Annotated in this window: 19 protein-coding genes; 4 read left to right on the top strand and 15 right to left on the bottom strand. The window is 33.8% G+C overall.

Features of this window, described 5'->3' with window-relative positions:
• Positions 1-88: 88 nt before the first annotated feature.
• Positions 89-3223, bottom strand: a complete 3135-nt coding sequence (locus ACQKIM_RS05175; RefSeq protein ID WP_427540070.1) for an S-layer homology domain-containing protein — start codon at positions 3221-3223, stop codon at positions 89-91.
• 499 nt (positions 3224-3722) lie between these two features.
• Between ACQKIM_RS05175 and ACQKIM_RS05170 the strand changes: the two genes are divergently transcribed.
• Together ACQKIM_RS05170 and ACQKIM_RS05165 are read left to right on the top strand one after the other, a co-directional pair.
• Complete coding sequence (locus ACQKIM_RS05170; RefSeq protein WP_427540067.1) at positions 3723-5147, top strand: MBOAT family O-acyltransferase; 1425 nt, start codon at positions 3723-3725, stop codon at positions 5145-5147.
• A gap of 10 nt (positions 5148-5157) precedes the next feature.
• The gene (locus ACQKIM_RS05165) at positions 5158-6339 is read left to right on the top strand and encodes a DHHW family protein (RefSeq protein WP_427540064.1); all 1182 of its coding nucleotides are present in this window, start codon (positions 5158-5160) and stop codon (positions 6337-6339) included.
• 158 nt (positions 6340-6497) lie between these two features.
• Here ACQKIM_RS05165 and ACQKIM_RS05160 read toward each other — a convergent pair whose 3' ends face one another.
• Positions 6498-7502 (bottom strand): acyltransferase family protein, encoded by a 1005-nt coding sequence (locus tag ACQKIM_RS05160; protein ID WP_427540061.1) that lies wholly within the window; start codon positions 7500-7502, stop codon positions 6498-6500.
• A gap of 168 nt (positions 7503-7670) precedes the next feature.
• On the opposite strand from ACQKIM_RS05160, the gene ACQKIM_RS05155 reads away from it, so the two are divergent.
• Entirely contained in the window at positions 7671-7898 is a 228-nt protein-coding gene (locus ACQKIM_RS05155; RefSeq protein ID WP_054770203.1) for a hypothetical protein, read from the top strand.
• A gap of 57 nt (positions 7899-7955) precedes the next feature.
• On the opposite strand, the gene ACQKIM_RS05150 is transcribed toward ACQKIM_RS05155, so the two are convergent.
• The 13 genes from ACQKIM_RS05150 to ACQKIM_RS05090 form a co-directional block, all read right to left on the bottom strand.
• Positions 7956-9656 carry a phospho-sugar mutase gene (locus ACQKIM_RS05150; RefSeq protein ID WP_427540058.1) on the bottom strand — a complete coding sequence of 567 codons (1701 nt, stop codon included), beginning with the start codon at positions 9654-9656 and terminating at the stop codon, positions 7956-7958.
• A complete protein-coding gene (locus ACQKIM_RS05145; RefSeq protein WP_427540056.1) occupies positions 9653-10942 on the bottom strand; it encodes a glucose-6-phosphate isomerase in 1290 nt (429 codons plus the stop codon). Before ACQKIM_RS05145 ends, ACQKIM_RS05150 begins: the two co-directional genes overlap by 4 nt.
• A gap of 269 nt (positions 10943-11211) precedes the next feature.
• Complete coding sequence (locus ACQKIM_RS05140) at positions 11212-12348, bottom strand: aminotransferase class I/II-fold pyridoxal phosphate-dependent enzyme (protein WP_427540053.1); 1137 nt, start codon at positions 12346-12348, stop codon at positions 11212-11214.
• Between the two features lie 25 nt (positions 12349-12373).
• On the bottom strand, positions 12374-13018 hold the full coding sequence (locus tag ACQKIM_RS05135; protein ID WP_427540050.1) for an acetyltransferase: 645 nt from the start codon (positions 13016-13018) through the stop codon (positions 12374-12376).
• Between the two features lie 3 nt (positions 13019-13021).
• Positions 13022-13612 (bottom strand): sugar transferase, encoded by a 591-nt coding sequence (locus ACQKIM_RS05130; RefSeq protein ID WP_427540047.1) that lies wholly within the window; start codon positions 13610-13612, stop codon positions 13022-13024.
• On the bottom strand, positions 13590-14738 hold the full coding sequence (locus ACQKIM_RS05125) for a glycosyltransferase family 4 protein (protein WP_427540044.1): 1149 nt from the start codon (positions 14736-14738) through the stop codon (positions 13590-13592). The genes ACQKIM_RS05130 and ACQKIM_RS05125 overlap by 23 nt, the downstream gene beginning before the upstream one ends.
• Before the next feature lie 53 nt (positions 14739-14791).
• Positions 14792-15991, bottom strand: coding sequence for a hypothetical protein (locus tag ACQKIM_RS05120; RefSeq protein WP_427540041.1), 1200 nt, complete (start codon positions 15989-15991; stop codon positions 14792-14794).
• Positions 15992-16017: 26 nt separating this feature from the next.
• On the bottom strand, positions 16018-17112 hold the full coding sequence (locus tag ACQKIM_RS05115) for a hypothetical protein (protein ID WP_427540038.1): 1095 nt from the start codon (positions 17110-17112) through the stop codon (positions 16018-16020).
• A 32-nt stretch (positions 17113-17144) separates the two neighbouring features.
• Positions 17145-18593, bottom strand: coding sequence for a lipopolysaccharide biosynthesis protein (locus ACQKIM_RS05110; protein WP_427540035.1), 1449 nt, complete (start codon positions 18591-18593; stop codon positions 17145-17147).
• A gap of 238 nt (positions 18594-18831) precedes the next feature.
• Positions 18832-20649 (bottom strand): polysaccharide biosynthesis protein, encoded by a 1818-nt coding sequence (locus tag ACQKIM_RS05105; protein ID WP_427540032.1) that lies wholly within the window; start codon positions 20647-20649, stop codon positions 18832-18834.
• A gap of 21 nt (positions 20650-20670) precedes the next feature.
• Positions 20671-21597: a Wzz/FepE/Etk N-terminal domain-containing protein gene (locus ACQKIM_RS05100; RefSeq protein WP_427540029.1), complete on the bottom strand. Its 927-nt coding sequence runs from the start codon at positions 21595-21597 to the stop codon at positions 20671-20673.
• Positions 21581-23143 (bottom strand): O-antigen ligase family protein, encoded by a 1563-nt coding sequence (locus ACQKIM_RS05095; RefSeq protein ID WP_427540027.1) that lies wholly within the window; start codon positions 23141-23143, stop codon positions 21581-21583. The genes ACQKIM_RS05100 and ACQKIM_RS05095 overlap by 17 nt, the downstream gene beginning before the upstream one ends.
• The gene (locus tag ACQKIM_RS05090) at positions 23136-23657 is read right to left on the bottom strand and encodes a tetratricopeptide repeat protein (protein WP_427540024.1); all 522 of its coding nucleotides are present in this window, start codon (positions 23655-23657) and stop codon (positions 23136-23138) included. Before ACQKIM_RS05090 ends, ACQKIM_RS05095 begins: the two co-directional genes overlap by 8 nt.
• 439 nt (positions 23658-24096) lie before the next feature.
• On the opposite strand from ACQKIM_RS05090, the gene ACQKIM_RS05085 reads away from it, so the two are divergent.
• Positions 24097-25581 carry an MBOAT family O-acyltransferase gene (locus ACQKIM_RS05085; RefSeq protein ID WP_427540021.1) on the top strand — a complete coding sequence of 495 codons (1485 nt, stop codon included), beginning with the start codon at positions 24097-24099 and terminating at the stop codon, positions 25579-25581.
• The last annotated feature ends 5 nt before the right edge of the window (positions 25582-25586 follow it).

Raw genomic sequence — 25586 nt, 5'->3', positions numbered from 1 at the left:
CATAGCCCAGCTTTTCTAGTTTTCTATCCAGAAAAAAAAAGTGGAGCGTTCGATTTACTCGAATCTCCACTGTTTAGAAAAAACTATCTTATTTATTGAAGTCTTGTTTAGCTGTTACTTTAACAGGTGTTGCACTTTGACCATCAATGTTCACACGAGCATTGAATACATCGTTTGCTTTACCTGTAGCAGCTGCAGTATCTGTACCGTTATTGCTGAATACTACTTCACCAGAAACTTTAGATAAAGTTAAAGTTGTAGCAGCAGTTGCAACACCGTTGAATGTTGCTTTACCTTTGTTAGCACCATTCTCATCAACTTGTGCCATTACGCCATATTGGTCAGTAACAACTACGTCAGCTAAACCGAAGAATGCATCTAAGCCGAATGTTGTATCTACATTGTAAGAGTAAGTTGTTACAAGATTTACAGATTCGCCAGCAATAAAGTTAGCAGCTTTGTTGTTTTCTACAACAGCTACTTTTTCAACTTTTGGTGCAACGTTAGAGAAAGTTACATCTTTAACGATTTCTTCACCTGTAGCATTGATTGTAATTGTTACTTTTGCAGTTGCTGTTTTTGCATCTTTATCAAATACTACATTTGCAGCATCAGTAGTCGTAATATTACCATCAGCTACGCTTGTAAGAACTGCTGATTTTACAGTGTAATCAGAGCCAGCTGAAAGTGTAACTTCTCCACCATTAGCTGTTACAGCTTTTACTACGATATCTTTTCCGTAACCAGCTGGAATAGCACCATTAGTTACATAGATAGGTTTGATATCTTCTACTTTATAAGAAGTAAATGAGCTATCTTTGACTACAGAGAATTGTTTTGAGTAAGAGCTTGCTTCGTTAGCAGTGTTGTCTGCAACTTTTACAAGTTTAAATGTAACGTTTGCAGTCGTTTTAGTAGCGCCTGCTTTGTACTCTACTGTAATTTTGTTGTTAGCAGCATTTTTAATTTCACCAGATACAGTAAATGGTGCATCAGCATCTGTAAATGCTTTAATTGTGTAGTCTGCAGTTGCAAGTTTTGCAAGAAGCTCGTCAGTAGAAATTACTTGTCCAAATTGATCTTCTACTACGATATCTTTTGCAGAAATATCAACTTTAGCACCTGTAAGTTCACGGATAGATGTGCTTACTTTGCTATCTAAGCCAGTAATTACTTTTGGTGCAGTTGCAGCTTTAGGAATAACTGTTTGTGTAGCCACTTTACCAGTTGAAGAAGTAACAACAACTGTTACTGGTGCGTTTTCTACTACCCCAGCGCCTGCTACTTTTGCATAAAGCTCACCATCTTTTTCAAATAAAGTACCGCCAGTAATTGTAATACCTTTAGTGCCGTTTAATGCAGTAACTTCTTTAATTGAATTGCCCTGTTTATCTAATACAGATAATGGGAATAAAATATCCGCTCCAGCAGTAACAACTTTTGCTGGTGCTCCTAATGTAACTGAATCAGCACGTACACCTTCAGCTACTTTCACTGCAATTTGACCGTTTTTACCAGTTGCTTTAGCAATCACGATTACGTTTGTGTCACCAGCTGCTACGATGTTTGCAACAGGTAATACGATAACATCTTTTCCGTCGATTGTTTGTTTTTCAAACACACCGAATGTCGCAACAGCTTGGTTTGTGTTTGTTACAAGAACCTCAGAATTTGCTCCATTTAAACGGTTAAGATCAGTAATTTCTTTACCATATTGATCTTTTAAAGTAACAGGAAGATAGAATTTATCTTTTGCTAAATTTACATCTTCACTGAATGTTTTGCCATCTTTATTATAAAGAGTACCAATAGTAATATCAGATGCTACAGTTTTAGCAGAAACTGTTACAGTTTTAGTAGTTGTTGTTGCAGTTGCACCGTGGATAGCAGTCACAACTACTTTATCGCCTTCTTTAAGTCCTGCAGCTTTTGTAATCGTGATAGAGCCATCTGCATTAGCAACAGCTGAATCAGCGCCTGCAGCAGTTAATGTTAAAGCAGAAGCATTTAGCTTTGTAATATCTTCGCCGTATTGGTTTGTTACTTGGAAGCCAACTGTAGCTGTTGTGTTGCTTGTAGATGGTGCTACTTCACCAAGAATTTCAATACCAGCAACTTTTTCATCTTCAGTTTTAACAGTGCCAGTTACTGCTTGATCAGCAACGCCAGATACGCTAACTGTGAATTCACCTTTTGTAATTTTGCTAGTTAATTCAATTGTTGCAACTGTTTTGTCTTCGTTCCATGTAATAGAAGTGAAGTTAGATTTGAAGCCATCTTTTTTAAGCTCAAATTTAGCTTTTTCTGTTTCAACTGGTTTGTTGAATGTTACTGCTAACGTTTTTGCATTGACTGCATCAACAGTTTTTACTTTTAACTCAGTTACATATGTAACTACAGCTGAATAAGTTTTGCCATCAATCACAAACTCTACATTTGTTTCTTTATTTTCTGGAAGTGGAGTTGGTAATGTTACTGTATGTTTTTTGTCATCAGAAAGTGTAACTTCTAATGTAGTTGCATCTACAACTTTAGCTTCTTTAACAGTTAAAGGTGCTTCTTCACCGATGTTTGAAATTGTACGGTGTAAGAATGATGCAAATTGACCGCGTGTTAATGTGTTTTTCGGATTGAACGCTTTCACGTTTGTAAGTCCAGCATATTCTAACGCGATGATTGCTTCACGATTTTCAGTAGCTGTAGCTTTGTCTAAATCAGTGATTGTTGATTTGAAGTCAGATTCTTTATAATCTGCCACTAAATCTACGTTATAAACCGTTTTGATAGCACGTACTAATACAACTGCCATTTGCTCACGGTTCATGTTATTTGTGTGCATTAATTGGTTGTTTGAGCCTTTGAATACGCCAGCATCTTTTACAAGTGCTGCATATTGTAATAACTCTTTGTCTGGAGCAGTTGTTGGTAGGTCAGTGAAACGTGCTTCTGTAGCATAATCTGTAGGAATCTCATAGTTTTCAGATACTAACCATTTCCCTAAGAATTTTGTTACGTTACCACGAGTAACAACCGCATTTGGCTTAAATGTTCCATCTGTATAACCTGCTACAATTTTAGCATCTGCTAATGCTAAGATAGCCTCCTTGTGGTCACTTGATTCAATATCAGAAAAGCTTGCTGCGCTTGCTACTGGTACGATTGCTGATGCTACTAGGGCTGCTGATGCTGCGCCGACAACCCATTTACTATATTTTTGTTTCATGTGCAATAACCTCCTAGATAAATTAGCCACTTTTGGTGACTACAAATCTATTATAAGATTACAAGATAATAAATTTCAAAGGGCAAGATTTGGAATGAAATATGTGGTAACAGTAGATTTTTAAAGGGTTTATAACCATAATTTACTTAAAAAGATAGTAGTCATCCATCCTTAAAATTAACATACAAACCTTACTGCCAAGCGAAAAATATACCATATTGCCCATGTCATTTTTACCAACTAAATTTCGACAAAAATCGACTTTTATCCATTATTTAGTAAAAATACACTGGTGAACAATTCGTGAATTTACGTTACAATAAGGTAGGTAATTTATTCATGCATTTCCTTGATTATATTAGAATTTTCTAGCAGTTTTGCGGATTATCAGTTATCTTGGATGTTTCAAACCGTTTATTGCGGTATAAGCATTGAATATGGCAATCTATGCATGACCATATAAATGCAATATATAAATAAGAGATGGGGATTTGAAGGAATGGTTTTTAGTAGCCTTATATTTTTATATGTCTTTTTGCCATTAGTGCTCATTGTGTACTTCATCTCTCCAAAGATGTTACGCAACACGATATTACTGTTGGCCAGTCTCTTCTTTTATGCATGGGGCGAGCCGAGATATGTACTTTTAATGATGATTTCGATTTTACTCAACTATATTTTGGGCATTATCATTGAAAATACGATTTCGCAGTCTAAACGAAAAGCCCTACTTTGGCTAGTGATTGTCAGTAACTTAGCCATCCTTGGCTATTACAAATATGCTGGCTTTTTTGTGGACATCCTAAACAACTACCTGGAGCAAGCAATTGAATGGCAGGCTGTACCGCTTCCAATCGGCATTTCATTCTACACGTTCCAAGCTCTCAGCTATGTAATTGATGTTTACCGAAAGGATGTTAAGGCTCAACGCAACTTTTTGGACTTATCACTCTTCATTACACTTTTTCCACAGCTTGTGGCAGGACCGATTGTTCGCTATCAAACAGTGGCAGAGCAAATAAAAAAACGCCTCTCCACAGCGGAGGATTGGATGATTGGTATCCGTCGTTTTGTGCAGGGCTTAGCTAAAAAAGTATTGATTGCCAATCCAATGGGCGAGATTGCTGATCATGTCTTTAGTTTATCAGGCGGAGATTTAACAACAGGGACTGCTTGGATAGGAATTCTAGCGTACTCGCTTCAAATTTATTTTGACTTCTCTGGCTATAGTGATATGGCCATCGGGTTAGCACGAATATTTGGCTTCAAATTTGAGGAGAACTTTAACTATCCGTATATTGCACAATCAGTTACAGATTTCTGGCGTCGCTGGCATATTTCACTAAGCAGCTGGTTTAGAGATTATGTTTACTTCCCACTTGGGGGCAGCCGCGTTAGCCATGAATGGAAGCTTTATCGAAATTTATTAATAGTTTGGACATTAACGGGCTTTTGGCACGGAGCAAGCTGGACATTTATGGCATGGGGCTTTTATTACGGAATATTAATTTGCCTTGAAAAATGGGTGCTTTTAAAATGGCTAGAACGTATACCTCGTTTCCTACGCCATATTTATATACTTATTATAGTAATGATCGGCTGGGTCTTCTTTAGAGCGAACGACTTTACATATGCTTTCAGCTATATTAAAACCATGTTTGGACTATCCGATGCAGCACTTTATAATTATGAAACGATATTACTAACAAAGGATTATGGGGTATACTTTGTCATTGCCATTATTTTTGCAATGCCAATCTATCGACTATATCAAACTTGGAGTGAACAAAGAGCTACTAGCTCCCTATCTTTTGACTGGAGCCTGCGTGTTGGACAATCCATTTACTATGGGGCACTGTTACTCTTTATCACAATGTTTTTAGTCAACGCAACACATAATCCATTTATATACTTTAGATTCTAGGTGGGACAGCATGCGAAAAATTCAAATGTATCTATTACCAATAACTTTTTTTTGCATCATTTTCGGTGGCCTCGTCATACATGTCAAAACTGTGGATCGTAAACAGTCAGAAATGGAAAATCGTCCATTAGAATCTGCCAATCTATCACCTAGCTTACAGGAAATCTTCTCTGGCGCATGGTCAAAACAGGTGGAATCCTATATTTCCGATCAGTTTCCTGCCCGTGATACATGGATGCGCAATTATGTGCACTTCCAGCGAGCGGTTGGCAAAACCTATTTAAACGATAAATACGCAGTAGACGATACTAGTGGCTGGATTATTTCAAAGCCAGCCGTAGCAAAATCTGAAAAGGAACTTACTTCCTTTGCCACTGATTTGCAAAAACTCAGCGAAGAACTAGCCGAAAAAAGAATACCGTTTACGTTTTATTCACTGCCAGCGAAGGCTACTTACTCACGGGAACCAAGTCCTAGCTATATGCCTGAAGATGCCGGAATAGCCAATAATGAGCGCTTACATAAGCTTGTTACTGCTGCTGGCGTTGACAATATCCGACTCTATGATGAAATGAAGAATGACTTCTCTACAGAACAGTACTTCTTTAAAACAGATCATCACTGGACTATGCGCGGTGCATACACAGGCTACGAGGCACTAATAAAAACAATGAGCGAGCGACTTGGTGAAGCAATTCAGCCGATTCCATACAAGGAAGACAACGCCTATTGCTTACCCAATAAGTTTGCTGGCTCCTGGAATAAAATCTTATACATGACCGTCAATAACCACGATCAAATTTGCTATAACGAACCACCTTCGTTTGCAACACAATTTACCATCTATGACGGTACAATCGAAGGAGGCGTTACTGCTCCATACGAGGCTGTATATGGTCGTGCAAAAAAAATGAATCCTGACACAGTCGTAAACTATGCAGATGCCTATAGTCGAGACTTTGCAGAGCTCACAATAGTTAATGAAGACTATGACAGTGATAAACATATTGTTGTTATCAAAGATTCTTATTTTAATGCTATTCAATTTCATGTAGCAAGCCACTTTAAAAAGCTAACTATTTTAGATTTACGATACTTGGAGAAGGATATTATTCCATATTTACAAAATCTACATCCAGATTATGTCGTGCTAGCATACAATGATCGAAACTTAAAATTAATGCCAGAATAATTTTCTTTGTAAACTAGTGGCGGTATTTTTACTTCTACCGGCGATCTTGTTGAGGTTACTGGCGATATTACAACTTTTAGCAGCGATTTTGTTGAAGCTACTGGCGATACTACAAAAAAAGGCAGTGATTTCTATTTTGAAAGAAATCACTGCTTTTACTATGTAGTAGGTCTTTTAATTTTCCCAACAATCCATTGACTAAATGGCAGTAATGAAATAAATTTGGTCAACAGTAGACAAACAGCTAACGTCCATAGCAACAACAACGGTACGCGGACTAGGGTACTATCGAAATGCTCTACAAACCAGCCAGTTGATAAACGCAAAACTTCCCAATGCATAAGATAAATCATAAACGCATATTGACTCAGCACCTTAACAGCTTTTGTATACGGTAAAGACTGTCCCCAGGCAATCACAAATAGCACCATACTAATCACAAATGGTATTAAATCAAGACGCCTTGAATGCACCTCTACGAAACCTAAAAGCAAACGAATATACAAAAAGACAGCAGACAGTACAACTAATACAACTGTCGCATACCGATATTTTCGAGCTAATGCTGCAATTTGTGAATAATAGATACCAAATACATAGGCAATAGCAAAATAACCAAGCCAGCCAGTAAAGAAAAATCGTAGCCAAATACTATTTTCTTGAAAAATAGGATATGGCAATAAAATCACAGTATGATGAATAAGCGTAACCAACACACTAAATGGTAAAAACCATGCTATCGACCATTTAAAACGTGTTAGCAGCGTAAAGATTACATATAGCTGCATAATTACAACAACAAACCAGCCAACAAACTCTCCATAAACAATATTATCAAAATACTTTTCCCATAATAAACCTTTTTGATAAATGGACTCAACAACTACTGCATCGATAAAAGCCCATACTAAAAAGGGAACAAAAATATATTGAATCCTACTCGACCAAAAGTTCCTTGGTAGTTTCTCATGATAACGATTGGCCAATATTAAAATAGACAATACAATAAACGTCGGTGTCGCATAGCACAACACAATCCTTAAAAAAAGATAAAACGTCTGCTCTGGCTCTGCCCCAACCTCCATAATCACCCATGAAGATGTGTGTAATAGTAAAATAGACAGACACGCCACCACACGTAGGTAATCCCACTCTTTAATCACTACAACATTCTCCTAGTTCTTTTCTCTCTCTTTTAAGCATGTCATATTTTGTCGATGATTGCAATGGTGATACTTGTAAGCTTGTTTTCTATGTTATAATTAGAGAGATTACTTTTATAGAGAGAGATTAAAAAAATAGATAGATTTAAATGAATAGAGGTGAAAGGAATGGAGGAAGTTTTAAGCGAACTAAAAAAAATTAATCAACGTCTTGAGTCTGTGGAGAATCGTCTTGAAATAATAGAAATTGAACAGCAGCAAATCAAGCAGGCTGTTTTAGAAACAAATGAAAAAGTAAACAAACTTGAGGCCATTCAAGAAAGCCAGCATCGCATTATCGAACTATTGTCAGTGCGGTCCATTCAACAGGAAGCTGAATTAAAACGACTTCAATAATGTGCAACGCCCACTTTTTTAGAATAGAAAGAAGTGGGCGTTTTTAATAGGATTTCTTTAAACCTTAAATGTAGCCTGAAGTCGCTTTAATTTATCTTTTGCTTCTTCTGCTGTTTGTCCAACAACACCAAAATAAAATTTACATTTTGGTTCTGTACCTGATGGACGAATAGCGACCCAAGAGGTATCCTCTAAAACATACTTCAACACATTTTCTTTAGGTAATGTAATGTTCTCAGTAGTGCCATCTGCTAAGGTCGAAATACCTGTTAAATAATCCTCAAAACGTTTAACCGCTATCCCACCTATGGATGTAGGTGCGTTTTGGCGAAGGTTATTTAATATAGCTTTCATCTCTTCCTGACCATTTTTACCTTCAAATACTTGGGAAACTAGTGCCTCTTGATAGGTACCAAATTGATCGTATAGGCTTTGCAGACCATCTAATAAAGTTTGCCCTTTCTTGGCATAAAAAGCTGCCATTTCTGCAACCTTCAATGCTACCTGTACAGCATCCTTATCACGCACAAAAGTTTCTATTAAATAGCCATAGCTTTCTTCATAACCAAATACATACGAATAGTCACCAGATTGCTCATATTCTGCAATCTTCTCAGCAATATATTTAAAGCCCGTTAAGGTGTTTACTGTCGTTACGTCAAATTTTTCAGCAATATGAGTACCTAATTCAGATGTAACAATTGTTTTTAGCATAACGCCATTGCTAGGTAGCGTTCCATGCTGTTGCTTTGTAGACAATAAATAATGGAGCAATAAAGCACCAAGCTGATTACCAGTTAACAGCTCATAGCTATCTCCATTTTTAACTGCAACACCTAAACGGTCCGCATCTGGATCAGTTGCCAGCAAAAGATCCGCTCCAACCTGTGCACCAAGCTTCATAGCTAACTCAAAAGCTTTCGATTCCTCTGGGTTAGGATAAGAAATCGTTGGAAAATCACCATCCTGCACAGCTTGTTGCTCAACAATATGTACCTGTTGAAAACCAAATGCGCGCAACCCTTCACTAACGGGCACCAAGCCTGCACCATGCAATGGTGTATAAACGAGTTTCATATCCAACGCAATATTCTGATTTTCCTTTAAGGTTAAAAGACTCGATAAATATGCATCATCCAAATCACCTGCAAGCCAAGTAATAAGTCCTTGCTGCTCTAATAACACGAGTTCCTTCACTTGAATAGTAAAAATGTCCTCAATTCCGTTCATATAGGCGATAATAGCTTCGGAAAATTGTGGCGTTAATTGTGCACCATCCTCACCATATACTTTAAACCCATTATATTGCTTCGGATTATGGCTAGCAGTAATGACCACACCTGCATAAGCATTTAATTTCCGAACCGTAAACGACAGCTGTGGTGTTGGTCTTGCTTCCTTATAAACATAAGAACGAATACCATGTGCTCCTAGTACACTTACAGTCTCACAGGCAAATTCATACGAAAAATGACGTGTGTCATAAGCAATAACAACACCACGCTGTTTAGCAGCTTCACCATTGGATTCAATATAACGAGCAAGCCCTTCAGCAACACGACGAATCGTATAAACATTTATACGATTCGTTCCAGCGCCTAAAACACCACGCATCCCACCAGTACCAAAGGACACATATTGATAAAAACGGTCTTCGACTGCTTGTTCATCACTTGCAATTAAGGCAAGCTCCTCAGCTAAATAGCTAGGAAGAGACTGCTCCAACCAGCCAATATATAATTCATGGACATTCTTCATTTACTTATCACCTTTTCTTCTTTCAGCAACTCTAGCATTTTACGTTTATAGGCCTCAACACCAGGCTGATCAAATGGATTTACCTCTAGTAAGCAAGCACTCATTGCACAGGCCTTCATAAAGAAGTAAATCAAATACCCAAGATGATAAGCATCCAGCTTTGGCAATTCTAATTGAATAACAGGCACTTGCCCCTCTGCATGGGCAAGAGCCGTTCCTTGCTTAGAAATCGCATTAATTTCATTAAAAGTACGAGTCGACAAATAATTCAAGCCATCCTCATTGCGGGCATCAAATGGTACAGCTAAATCGCCCTCTATTTCATGGAAGTGTAGCAATGTCTCAAACATAACACGACTGCCCTCCTGAATAAACTGCCCAATGGCATGTAAATCAGTGGAGAAATTAACAGTAGAAGGATAAAGTCCCTTATGCGCCTTCCCTTCACTTTCACCAAAAAGCTGTTTCCACCATTCATGGAATTTATTGAGTCCAGGCTCAAAGGACGCAAGCAATTCAATGGTATAGCCCTGCTCATAAAGCATATGTCTCATCACCGCATATTTGTAGGCATCATTATGCGCCAAATCCTCTTCTGCTAGCTCTGTTGCTGCATAACGTGCACCATCCATTAAAGCACGAATATCAACACCTGCAACCGCCACAGGTAATAAACCAACAGGCGTTAATACAGAATAACGCCCACCCACATCAGCAGGAATAACAAATTGACGATACCCAGCCTTATCAGCGATTCCCTTTAAGATGCCTTTTTCCGCATCCGTCGTGACAATAATACGCTCCGTTACCTTCTCGCCATAACGCTCCTCCATATATAAACGCATTACACGAAAGGCCAACGCCGGCTCCATTGTACCGCCTGACTTCGAAATCACATTGACATATACTTGTTTCGTATCTAAATAAGCCAGAAGCTCTTTAATATATGCACCGCTCATATTCAAGCCAACATAGACAACCTCAATGCCACCCTTAGCCAGCCCAAAATAAGGCATCAGCGCCTCCTGAATTGCACGCGCACCTAAGAAGGAGCCACCAACGCCTACAACAACTAGAACATCCGCACAAGCTCTTATTTCACTTGCCACACGTTCAATAGAGGTAAGCAGTTCCTCATGATTTTGTAAAGGTGACTCGATCCAGCCTGTTAAAGGATAGTGTGGTAATGCGTTATGGATATTTTTTACGCGATCTTTATATTGTACGAGATCATTATCATCTAGCGAACAATTTAGCAATGTTGTTTTTACAATTTCTGCTATCAATATAGTATCCCCACTTTTAAGATGAATTGTGTTAAATTTAATAAAAATGATTTAGAGTCTAGATGTATTCAAGCGATTTCGATTGTATTTCTATGTATATTAAATATATTTTTAAACTTTTTCTTTTCCTATTTTGCTATTATATCGGTAGTAGCAAACCTAATATTGAGAATAAAATAAAAAGATACATCTCATTAAGAGACATATCTATATTTTCTATATAAGATTTTACTTTAAATGAACCAGAGTAGTAAAATTGAATTTTATTATTAAATATTTTTTAAAATTAGATCAATTACGCGTTGTTGTTCTTCTATTGTCATTTTAGAATCGGATGGTAAACAAATACCTGTATTAAATAATTTTTCACTTACAACTTCATTTTCATTGTGAGGATAAAAATCGCATCCTTCAAACAATGGTTGTAAATGCAATGGTTTCCATACTGGACGTGCTTCGATATTTGCCTCACTCAACTTATCTATTAACTCATAGGGTGAAATAGAGATTTTTTCAGGATCCATTGTCATTGTGGACAACCAACGATTAGAAAATGTTTCCTCTAGCTCTAGCATCATATGTAAACCGTCAATAGCTGAAAAAGTATCAGCATAACGTTCAAAAATTGCTCTTTTTTGTGCCACACGCTCATCCAGTACCTCAAGCTGTCCTCGTCCAATTCCTGCAACAACATTGCTCATACGGTAATTATAACCAACAACACTATGTTGGTAATGCTTTGCCGCGTCACGGGCCTGTGTTGCAAGAAATCTCGCATGCTTCAGGGCTTCCACATCATTAGAAACCAACATGCCTCCTCCAGATGTTGTAATGATTTTATTACCATTAAACGAGAAAATCCCAAACTGACCAAATGCTCCACTTTTTTTTCCTTTATAAGTAGATCCTAGTGATTCAGCCGCATCTTCCACTACTGGAACACCGTAAGATTCACAAATGGCAAGCAGTTCATCCATTTTTGCGCTTTGCCCATATAAATTAACGATTATAACAGCTTTTGGTAATTCTCCTTTAGCCTTTGTATCCTCAAATGCTCTTAGCAAGGCTTGTGGTGACATATTCCACGTATCCCATTCAGAATCAATGAAAACAGGCTTTGCTCCTCGATACAAAATTGGATTTGCACTTGCTACAAAAGTCAACGTTGAACAAAATACAATATCATCACGCTCAAGACCTAATAAGTTTAAAGCCAAGTCTATAGCGGCAGTCCCTGAACTAACTGCTGCTGCACCATTTATCTCTACGTATTTAGCAAGCTCTTGCTCGAATCCATCTACATTTGGTCCAAGTGGTGCAATCCAGTTTGTCTCAAATGCTTCATTTATATATTTTTGTTCATGTCCACTCATATGGGGTGAGGATAATAAAATTCGTTGTGTCATGTTACATGCCTTCTCTCAAAGATTTTCACTTATGAAATTTTATTGGTTTTGCAGGAGCACCTACAGCAGTACAATTGGCTGGCAAATCTTTTACTACTACAGCTCCAGCACCAACAATTGTTCCTTGACCTATCGTAATACCTTGTATAATCGTTGCATTTGTACCAAAATCAACACATTCCCCAAGCATTACGTTTCCAGAAATTGATGAGTTAGGCAGGACTGTAGAAAAATTCTTTATATGTACGTCGTGTCCTATTGTACAATTCAAATTCAGAATAACAAAATTATCTAAGATAATATTAGTTGTTAATATATTCCCTTCACAGATAATATTACCTTCTCCTAATTGATTGAATCTTGATATTTTTACAGTAGGATGAATTAAATTAGGATACCGCACATTTGAATACTTTTTTAGTTTTTGAACAATTGCCTTTTTGGTATTAGGTGCACCAATGCCAATGACAACATATACAATGTCATTGTTCTCCAACCATTCTGCACCGCCTAATACTGGTAATTCATTTATAATTAATCCATGGTTTAATTCATTATCATCTAAATATCCAAGCACATTCCACTCATCATTTAATTCATTTATATTTTCAATTAAATGAACAACTTCCCTTGCAAAACCGCCAGAACCATATACTACAATATTTCTCATTTTTTATTTACTCCCTTTAAATTTCTCCATTGTTGCTTGACCTTCTTGATTAATCCCCTCTGATACAAACACTTTTTTCACTGTTAATATTAATATCTTAAAATCCAACCACAGAGATTGATTTTCCACATACCATACATCATATTCGAATTTTTGCTCCCAAGAAATTGCATTACGTCCATTTACCTGAGCCCACCCTGTTATTCCAGGACGTACCTCATGCCTACGTGCTTGTCTTTCATTATACAGTGGTAAATATTCTACTAAAAGTGGACGGGGACCTACAAAACTCATTTCTCCTTTTAATACATTCCATAACTGCGGCAGTTCATCTAGGCTTAACTTTCTTAATAACTTCCCAAATGATGTTAATCGCTCAGCATCTGGTAAAAACCCACCCTTTTCATCTCGTTCATCTGTCATTGTACGAAATTTATATACATAGAATACTTTAGCGTTTAAGCCTGGACGTGGTTGTTTGAAGATTGCAGGAGAGTCTAGCTTTACTAAAATTAGAACCCAAATTAGTAGAATCATTGGTGATAAACAAATTAACATGATAAAACTAGTACTAAAATCTATTAACCTTTTCATTATCAACCTCAATATACTTATTGTAAATTTCATCATACTCTTTTATAACATTTTCCAAAAAAAAACTTTGGGCTATATTATAACTTTCTTTCCCCATTTCATTACGTAATTCAGCATTTTTAATCAATGAAATAAATTTCTTTATTAAATTATCATCATCATTTAAATCAATTAAATAACCATTTATACTCTCGTTAATTAAATCTCTAGGTCCTCTAGTATTAGTTGCTATACACGGCAACTTACATATCATACCTTCTAACAAACATTTTCCTAGCCCTTCACGCTTAGATAATAGGGTTATAATATGTGAAATTTGAAGAATATCTAGTACATCATTCCTATATCCTGTAAATACTACATCATCAAGCTCATTTTTTTGTACATAATCAAAATAATACTTATATCTTTTCCCAGTTCCTATCAATAAGAGCTTGGCATTTGGACATCGAGCTTTTATCTTTTTCCAATTTTTCAATAGAAAAATTTGATTTTTATTTTTATTAAGTTCAGCAACACAGGCAATAACAACCTGATTATCTTTAATAGAAAATTCTTTTTTTAGCCTTGATACTTTTAAAGGTTCTATTAATTTTATACTTGAATTTATTCCTACCCCATGGACATAGCTAATTTGATTTTCTCTATAACCTAGCAAATGGGAATTCTGATAATCTTCTGTATTAATTGTTATGATATGATTTGTCCATTTGGAAGCCATTTTTTCAGCAAAGAAAAAAGTTAACCAATTCATTAATGGTGCTCCTTTATAAAAGTGAAAACCATGTGCTGTATAAATTACCTTAGTCTTATTGTCATTGGCATAAGCAAGTCTCACTAAAAATGAAGCAACTGGGGTATGTGTGTGAATAATATTAAATGTCAATTTTTCTTTTAGTTGTTTCAATTGCTTAAGAGCCTTTAGATTTTTTACACTTAGTGGGCTCCGTTCAAAATGGATATCAATACATTTCACACCTAAAGAATCTAAATAATCTCGTTCAGTTTGATCTTCAGAATTTGCGGCTGCATATACTTCAAAGCCATTTGCCTGGAACCATTTCATATACGGTATGTGAAATGCTTTAAAATGCCTGTAAACAGAGGCAATAAATAATACTTTCATTTAAACCTACCTTCTTTAAAAATAATTTCTACATTCGAATATTGCTCTCAATTTCATTGACTTTGATCTACTATTCTAATTCCGCCTGTAATCTTCTCCCTTTTTTTCAAAATATATATTGCAATATATTTTGAAAAAATTATTAAAATAGGAATCCATCCAATTATTCTTAATCTAGAACCTGTTCCAAAGTTGTCATTTGTAACACTAATTAACATGAACCAAATAACACTTTGTACGACAAGGTATTGTTCCACTTTATTAAAATTCTTCCTTTGTTTATATAGAAAGAAAAAGACAAAGAAAAAGAATATACCTTCAGTTAATAGTAGGATAAGCGATGAAAATCCTGTTACTTGCCATGGAAATGGACCTACAGTATTGCTTACTATACTATAGAAATAATTGAAATAAAACAAAATAAGATTGGGTTGTGATAATGATATATTCATTTGACTTCCCCCGCCCATTCCCTCAAAAGCTAAATTTCTATAAGTTAAAGCATCCATAAATGACATCCCTACAATAGGGATGGTTATATTCTTAAAGAAAATAAAAAATAGACTGAAACAAACTATTCCAAAAGAAATAAATAATTTTACCCCGTTCGTTATATAATTTTTTGCTACATTTAATAACAAAAATGCTACAGATCCTAAAAGATAACTAAGAAGGGCATAATGTCTATGCTCTCCAAGAAAGTAAATTGAAGGTAATATACACAGTATAGAAATTATAATAGGATACTTTCCTTTTTTAATGAAGATATTAATAAATAAATTTATGGATAACAAGAAAAATAAAATTATCCATACATCCCTATTAATTGATAATACATTGTATACTACCAGGCTAGGGTACAGAGACAAAATTACACACAAAAAAGCACCAGATATATACAATTCTTTTGTGTTAGATGTTATTTTTTTTAATACCAGTAATGAAATAAGTAAAATCAACATAGTACCTAAAAAATTGTAAACTCTTATGATAATTGGGTTTTCGATATTCGTAATTTTCATTAACCAGCCTATCAATATAACATGCATTGGTGGGTTTTCTATAACTGGTAGTCCATTTACTATGTTCATTGCCTGTTCGTAATAAAAAACACCATCATCCTTACCATTTAATAAAGGAACCCCTAATCCATTATAATTAGTATACACACTAATTAAATATATGGATAATGTTAAAAAGAGATAGATAAACAGATAAGAAAATATCCCTAAATACAATTTAAATTTAATCATTAGATTATTCCCCTCTGTTTAAAATTTTAAGAAGAACTTATAAAATCAGATAGTTTTTGTTCAAAAATATGGTCTTCTAATAAAATATCTTGTATCATTTCATTACATTTTTTTTCAAATTTATTATAATCAAATTCTTTTAAACTTTCATAAATATAATTAGTAATACCAGATTTCTCTGAATATGTTTCTAAATTAACTGTTATTCCTAAATAATTATCACGTACTATATCACCTAAATACACATTTTTATTAACCAATAATGGGATTTTATATATTAAGCTATCATAGAATTTATTTGATACTGCAAATTTATTAATATATTCTTTATCATCATAGTATCCGTTAATTAAATTAACATTTTGTAATATATTTGGCTTATCATTAAAATGATATCTACCCGGAATATTAACATCATAATTATTTTCAATAATATATTTTTTCAACTTAACATAGTGAGGTCCATCCCCTATATATTCTAAAATATATCTATTATCATTTATAAAGGTTTCGATAAACTTCGTGTCTAATTCAAAGTGTCGTATAGAACCTAAAAAAGAAATTTTTATTTTTTCTTCTTTATTCCATCTTTCTCTTGCACACTCTGTGCTTGCCATAATATCTTCATGTCTGAAATTATGTACTTTAATATATTTTTTACTTTCAGGTAAAAAGTGTTTAAAACCTTCAGAAGATATTGCTGTAAAATTTGATTTCTCAACCAGTTTACCTACTAACTTTTTGTATATTGGATTTTTCTCAAAAGAGTAATCTCTAATATCTAAAATATAATTATCACTGTAATTTTTCAGTAACTTGTCCGACAAGAAAATACCAGTTAAAGTAGTTAAAATTATCAACTTTTCATACTTTCGGGATTCTATTGTTCGAATAACAAATTTTCTAAATTTCAAAAAATCTGATATTTTTGCAATTTTACTTTTGTCTAGCCTTGAATTATAGTTAAAAACTTTTGATTTCCATTCTTTTGGTGCATCTGGGCTATTTAATCGATCCCAATAAATAATTTCAAAGTCCTTATTATTTCTTTTTAAAATATCTGTATATTTATTAATATATGGTGCATACCGCACATTCAATAAAAAAATAATTCCTATCATTCTTAAATGCACCTCCTATATATTAAAATTTTTTAAAATTTAATATTAATTTTTTTATATTTCAATAATAAGTAAATCAATCCACTATATATACTTAAAAAAACCACACTATTTGCTAAAATAATAATGAAGCTATTAAAATCCTTTAAAAGAAATTCAGTTATAAAATTAATACCATATATAAGGGGTATTACCGTTAAAAGTAGAATAGTAACTGCTTTCCAATCAAATAACCATTTTATATTTTTCTTTGAATTCCAATATACTAATACACAATATAATGAAAAAGCAATTAAGTTACCTAATGCGGCTCCGAGATAACTCCAATATCTCACTAAAATAACGTTCACAAAAAAATTGGCTATAGTTATTATTAGAATGAAGTAAAACATTTTATTTGTCTGTTTATTTATTTCCATACCCTTTTGTCCTATCATGGAAATACTCCATAATAACATACCAATCATTAAATAAGTAATAATGCCACTGCCGACTACATATTTTTCTCCAAGTAATAAAAAAACAATTTCTTCTTTTAATGAATCTATTAATAAAATTGCTGGGATACCAATAATCAGATAAATAGTAGTCATTTTTTTCAATAAACTTTCTAACTCTTCGACTTTAAAAGTGTTTTCCGCTGCTTTTTTCATAATAATTGGTTGCAAGACAGTATTTAAAGGAACAAAAATTAATCCTAATCCTGCCGAGATTATTGAATAATTTCCTGAGTACAGTGCCATCTCTTCAGTATCATGAAAAAACTTAATAAGTATTCTATCTGAAAGATGCATAAAAGAAGTACATAAAAACCAACCTAATAATGGTGTTCCATAAACAAGCATTTTTATATAAAAAACTTTTGTTGACTCTGATAACTCCAATTTCTCTTTCATTAGATACTCTTTTACTTTATTTAAAATAAATAAAAAATAACTAATAGCAATAGCTATTAATATTAACTCAACATTTGGTCCAATAAAGTATATTATAAAAATAATTAAAAGGAATCTAATTGTAGTTACTAAAAAGCTTTTCAATGCGTATTTTTTATAATCTAATTTTGATTGTAAAATTACTTGTTCTAAATTAAAGATTGATTGCACAAATATTGAAAATAGTATTATAAATGAATAATTCATTTTTATATTACAAATATATAGTCCACTCATAATAATAGCTATTACAATAAAAAATATAAAAAGATAGAAAATTCCCTTATTATAATGAAAGTTAAATTCTCTAATTCTGTTTTCTTTTTCATATTGAGGTCTATAAAATAATATTGATTGTATAAACCATTGGGTAACAATTGTGCATCCAAATGATACAACTGTAATAAATAAATTATAGTTTCCGAAATCCCCCAAAGTTAGTTCCCTTGCCAATATCATTATAATTATCAGGTTCATTATAGAAGGGTAAATTTGCGATGGAAAATAGTAAGTTAATTGTTTTATAAATGAATTTATATTAATCATCGTTTATTTCCTATCTTTCTTAGATTTAATGCATCAGCACTTATCAGGAACTATTCAACTGAATAACGTTACGTGGATACAGAATAACATAAAAATTAAATTCAACTAGTATCTAGGTTAATTCAGATACAAATGTCTATTCATATATATAGAAAATTGGAAATCTAATTAGTTTAAAAACTTACTTCCACTTTTTATTATTACTGTACTAAATAAAATTCTTAAGAAAGTTATATTATTAGTGATTGATATAACTTTTTTCTTTATTATTTGCAATTGATATAATCTCTTTTTTTACTTTTTCATTAATTCCATCCCTCGAAATATTCTCCAATAATTTTTTTAAAATATCGCACTCAAGAGGATTTGCTTTTCCAATATGAATTTTTGGATAAACATGTTCCTCTTGGATTTCTTCTTTATTTAATAGCTCCTCATACATTTTTTCACCTGGACGTAAACCTGTATACTCAATTTTAATCTCATCTTCTGTATAACCAGATAGATGAATCAAGTTACGAGCTAAATCAACAATTTTAACCGGCTCCCCCATATCGAGAACAAAAATTTCTCCATTTCCTCCAAGGGTACCTGCTTGTAACACTAATCGAGAAGCTTCAGGAATCGTCATAAAATAGCGAGTCATATCAGGATGTGTTACAGTAACTGGTCCACCACTAGCAATTTGCTTTTTAAATAAAGGTATCACTGATCCCCTTGAACCAAGAACATTTCCAAATCGAACAGCAGCAAATTTTGTGTTACTTTCTTTTGCTAAATTTTGGACAATCATTTCAGCTACTCTTTTAGTCGCACCCATAATATTGGGCGGATTTACTGCTTTATCAGTTGAAATCATTACAAAATTTCCGACACTAAATTCATGTGCTGCCTCAGCTACATTTTTTGTCCCAAATATATTATTCTTTACTGCTTCACCTGGATTATATTCCATTAATGGCACATGTTTATGTGCTGCAGCATGGTAAATTACGTCTGGTAAATATTCCTTAATCACCTCAAAAACTCTACTTCTATCTTGAATATCCGCAATAATAGGTATTAATTCTGTACCTACACTTCTTTGTTGTAGCTCCATATGGATTGTATATATAGAGTTCTCCCCGTGCCCTAAAAGAATAAGACGTTTTGGCTGAAAATTCATTACTTGGCGACATATTTCAGAACCGATGGATCCTCCTGCACCTGTAATCAGAATTACTTTATCTGTCAATTTTTTTGAAATAGCCACCATATCTAGCTTTACTTCATCACGTCCCAGCAAATCTTCTATTTGAATCTCCTTCATCTCATTAACAGCTACTTTTCCTGTCATTACATCTTCAATACTTGGCATAATTTTTACCGGAATATTTGTTTCTGCACAATCTTCATAAATACTCTTTATCCCAATACGACCAAGTGAAGGAATCGCAATAATAATTTCATCTATTCCGTGCTTAACGACAAGTTTTGAAATATCTTTTGTAGTCCCTGCCACAGTTACATTCATTACTTTAAGTTGCTGTTTACTAATATCATCATCAACAAATAGAACAGGTAATCTATCTGGATATGGGGCGTGCATTAAATTTCTGGCAAGCATCGCCCCTCCTTGTCCTGCTCCAACAATTAACACTCGCTTTAGATTAGCCGTATTTTGAAATGATTCTCGATCATTTAATACACGTAACATAAAACGAGAGCCACCAATCATAATTATATGCAACATCCAAGTAATAATCATAACACGAACATATACATCATTTTTTATCAAATATTGCATACCACTAGCCGTTGCAACAGATATTGTAACGGCATAGGCAATTGTTAATAGTTCCCTGACTGATGCAACGCTCCACATTCGATCATAAAGATGAAAAAAGTAAGCAGCAATATGATGACTAACTAATAACGTTACAGCACTAACTAGAATAACTTTATCTGAATAGCCACTAATTGTTGGATGTAATAGCCAATAACTCATATAAATCGCTGATAACACGATACAAGAGTCTATGATAAAAAATAGCATGTAACGCATTTGATAATTCATATAAAACTTCCTCACTTATATCTATTTTACGGTTTCACTATTTTTCCAATATTGTCTAAATAACGCTACACCAAGACCAATCATTGCGCCAAGTACTAAACCAATTGCTAAATTTAACATTTTATTTGGAGAAGTTGCTACCTCAGGTAATGTTGGTTCTGCGATAACCCGAATAAATGGGTCTGGTTTAAAGCTATCTAATCCCGTTTTAACTGATTGATAATTAGCAAGTGTTTTACGATATTCTTCTGATTTCGTTTGAATTTGAGCCTGCATTTGTAATAATTCATTTTGCAATTTTCCATTGACATTTGATAATGCAGCTGTTTGTTCATCAGAAACATTAAGTATAATTTCTGTATTTAATATAGTTTGCAATATTAATAATTCTGGTAAATTATTTTCACGAATCGCTTTGTTGTACTTTTCAATAATGGAATCAATTTCTTTTGTTAAAGCACTAGCTTCCATTTTATAGGTATTTTCCAAATCATGTAATGTCGCCTGAACAGACTCATTCATTTTTTGCTTTGTTGCTTCCATTAAAATTTGCAATTGTTGCTGAGCATCTGTTGGCGAATTAGAAGTAAATTTTAATTCAATTAGATTTTTTGATGGATCTGTATCTATTGTGGCAAACAAATTCCTTTCATCATAATTCACTTTAGCTCCTGCATCTTTAAAAGCTTGCTGCATTATTGGTTTATTTTGGATACGTTGTGCATAAATAGTTGGTGTAAATTCGGCTGCCACATAGTTTGACATAATTCCTGTATCTTGTACTGCACTTGCCACTTGTACGACTGCCTTCGATTCATATTTTTCATCTAGTATGAACCAGCTTGCAATTCCTGCTAAGAGCATACATACAATTGTACATACTGCAATAACAGCTTTTCCCTTCCAAACGATCTTTAATAACTCTCGTAACTCAATTGTCTCTTCCATTTAACTGCTCCTTATTTTTAAATGTCATTGCTAATCCTATACCCCCAATTGCCCACATTACAGCTGATATGCCTGGTAAGCTATCGTTAAAAAGTGCCTGTATTAAATAAGCACCCCAAGCGACTCCTAGTATCCAAATTATAGATTGATTATTTTTAATAGCATCCCTTAATGGGGTGAATATTGATATGGCTAGTATGACGATTGCACATAAAAAACCGATTATCCCTGTACCGTATAGCCACCCAACATACATGCTATGCGGCTTATCAGTAATCGTATTTTCATCATACATACCAGCACGTGCGTCAAGAGCATAATGAGGGAAATTATACATAAAAGTGTCTAATCCATAACCGAAGAGTGGGCGTTCTTTTACCAAATCTATACCTTTGCCCCAAATATAAGCACGACCAGATCCTGCCGATGTACCTCTTTCAGGCAACACAGGCAATTCAAATTTTTCCGCAGCATAAGCCTTCGTCATCCAGTCAAATTCGATATTACTGTTCAGACTTGTTGCAGGTGTAGGTTCTTCTTTCACATAAGGATTTGATTTCAAAACAAATCCAATAGATTCCGTCCAAACATGAGCATCCTTATTGGCTAGCACATGAAAAACAGGTGCACTTGCAACTAAAAAAACTACAATTATTGCAAAACTTTGCACTTTCTTCTCTGATCTAAGTGCTGCAAAAAGGATTACAAGCATCATCATAGAAACTGTTAAAAATCCACTAGTCGAAATAGACATCAGCATAACTGCAATAGACATCACAGCAATCACTAAATGACCTATCGCTTGTCCAATACTTTTCTCTAGCACTGCTGCTGCTAAAAACATAACAGTCATAATGGCAAACATACCACTCATATAGTTCCACTGGTTTAACGTACCTACTAATATCGAACCTTCACCAATGTTAGCACCTGCAGGTAAAAACACCATAACTAATTTTTTAACTGCTGCCTTTTGTAATAAATCATTTCCATAGAAATTCATTGTGATAATAAATAAGTTAATTACTACAAATGGATATAAAGAATATAAAACGTAGTTTAATACTTTTTTGGGATAGTCGATATTCATCGCAATAAAGAACAATGCTAAATAGCAAAGCCAGCTAATTGCACCGTCAGTACGGTTATATTGGCCATGTAATGCAATAGAAATGTTTGGTGAAAAAATTGTTGACAACACAATTGCTACAGCAAAAGCTCCTATTGTATAATTCAATTTAGTTTTACGAACTTTTCCGTTCATAAATAAAATTTTGGCTAAGAACATGATGCCTGCTAATACTGTTATAACTAATACAGCTAACGCTTTATAGTGCGTAAAAAGGTCACCCTTTGTCCCACCTGTTAGTGCACTTACATTAGTTACCATCGGTGATTGAACCTCAACTACGCTCGCCATAACGATTAAAGGTACAAATCCTATGACAATAAGAAGCAACCCAAAAATCCATTTGTCTACAGATTTTTGTGATTGTATATCTTCTTCAGTATCACGATAGGCGACTTTTTCGTAGAACTTACTCATTTTTAGTACCTTCCTTTAATTGCGAATTTTCGATTTGGGCTAATAGTGCTGCCACATGCTCCTGATAAGTTGGAATATCTTCTAGTGTCCATTGAGATTCCTGACAACGTAATAACACGATTTTTGCCTCTTCATATTTTTCAGCACCGACAAAAATTTCGCCCAATTGAATCATAAATCTTGGGTCTTCCACTTTATGCGGATTAATATCTAAGACTTTTTGCATAAGTATTGCAGCCTGCTTCATATCACCTTTTTGTGCCATAATTAGACTAGTTGCATAATTAGCAATTTCTGAATTTGGCTGATCCTTTAAAACCTGTGAAAGTGCTACCTCTGCCCCTTCTAAATCTCCACTAGATTGCAATTGTAATGCATGTTTATATAAAGACTCGTCCATCATAAATTTCTCATCTTGTTTGTTTGCCAAAACACTTGCTGCAATTAGTCCAATTACAATAAATGCGACAATACCTGACAAAATATATTTTCGTACGGGTTCCGTAAATGTCATTGTAAGTCTACCTTCCTCGAATTATGTTTTTTTACACATAAGGTCATTATACTATAAAATTACATCCACATGTAGGATGTAATTCCAATTATAATTGAAAATAACCATATACTTATGATCAGCATAATAAATTTATAACGAAGGATAAAAATCTAATAAGAATACCTCCCTACCTGTTTTACAATTTATTACAAACTTAATATTTATAATAAAATTCACGACTATAAATAGTATAGATTAGGTATTTTGCGTTGTCTGCTTATTTTTAAAACTGGTATACGTGTATTCTTAGGCTTTGAATTGTTCTAATGTAAACTAATATTTAAAAAACCATTTATTATTTAACCTAACTTTAACCTTAGTATGATAGTATGATTTTCTTGGAGAGGATGTGAGGCAGTTACAAAATTAAGATTAAACTTTAGAAGGAGTCTATGGTATGTTATTTAATTCCTATGAATTTATAATTTTATTTTTGCCTATTGTCTTTATTATTTACTTTACATTGAATCGCAGGAAATATTTAATCGCTGCAAAAGTCTGGTTAACCATTAGCTCTCTCTTTTTTTATGCTTGGTGGAATATTTATTTTTTACCGATTATTTGTGTATCTATACTAGTAAACTATTATTTCGGTCATCTACTGCTCGTTAATCGATCTACGGATCGTCGTAAACGTATACTAACAATTGGTATTTGCTTTAATGTACTTTTATTGGCATTTTTCAAATACATAGATTTTTTTATTACAAATTTGAATACTGTGTTCAATGTTGACATTACTTTACTACATATAGCTCTACCATTAGCTATTAGTTTTTTCACTTTCCAGCAAATTGGTTATTTAGTGGATGCTTATTATGGTGACATAAATGAAAAAAGCTTCTTAAACTATACATTATTTGTGTCATTCTTTCCTCAATTAATTGCAGGACCGATTATACATCATAAAAAAATAATGCCACAATTTGCAGATAATCGAAAAAAATTTTTGAATAGCCAAGATATTGCTATTGGTATTTTTATTTTTTCCATTGGCTTATTTAAAAAAGTCATTTTGGCAGATACATTAGCAGTTTGGGCAACTCAAGGCTTCGATCAATTAGAAAATTTATCTTTAATAGAAGCTTGGATTACTTCTTTATCCTATACTTTACAGCTATATTTTGATTTTAGTGGTTATATGGATATGGCCACAGGTAGCGCATTACTCTTTAATATAAAACTACCTGTCAATTTTAATTCACCATACAAAGCTCAAAATATTCAAGATGTTTGGAATCGTTGGCACATGACATTAGGTGAGTTTCTTTATCGCTATATTTATTTCCCTATTAATCGCTTTCTATTGAGGAAAGTATTTACACCTCTACATATGAAAAAGTTTACAATGTTAAGAACAAATACCGCATTAATGATTCTATTTTTAATTAGTGGTATTTGGCATGGTGCAGGCTGGACATTTGTATTTTGGGGTTTTTTACATGGGGCTGCTACAATCATTCATAGACATTGGAAGTCTAGTAACTTTCAAATGAATAAATATTTCGCATGGTTCATCACTTTTAATTTTTTGAATCTATCGTTGGTATTTTTTAGAGCAAATAATTTTTCTGACGCTATAAAAGTACTAAAAGGAATGATCGGATGGAACGGTATAATGCTTCCAGAACGATTGAGTACATTCATTCCAAATGTATGGTTGAAATATTTCACAATTGGGGAGACACCTCTTAACGATGATGGTCGTGCCATTAAATACATACTAGTAGGCTTACTCATTGTTCTAGTGTTTAAAAATTCAAAACAACTACAGGAAAAATTTAAACCAAGTTGGTATACAGCATTATTTACGATTATCTTATTTATATATGCAATTCTTCATTTAACACAAGAAAGTACATTCTTATATTTTAATTTTTAGAGGTC

The sequence above is a fragment of the Lysinibacillus sp. NPDC047702 genome (assembly GCF_050272555.1).
Classification (GTDB): domain Bacteria; phylum Bacillota; class Bacilli; order Bacillales_A; family Planococcaceae; genus Lysinibacillus.
Note: the sequence above shows the minus strand (reverse complement) of the source record. Positions and strands in the feature narration are given on the sequence as shown.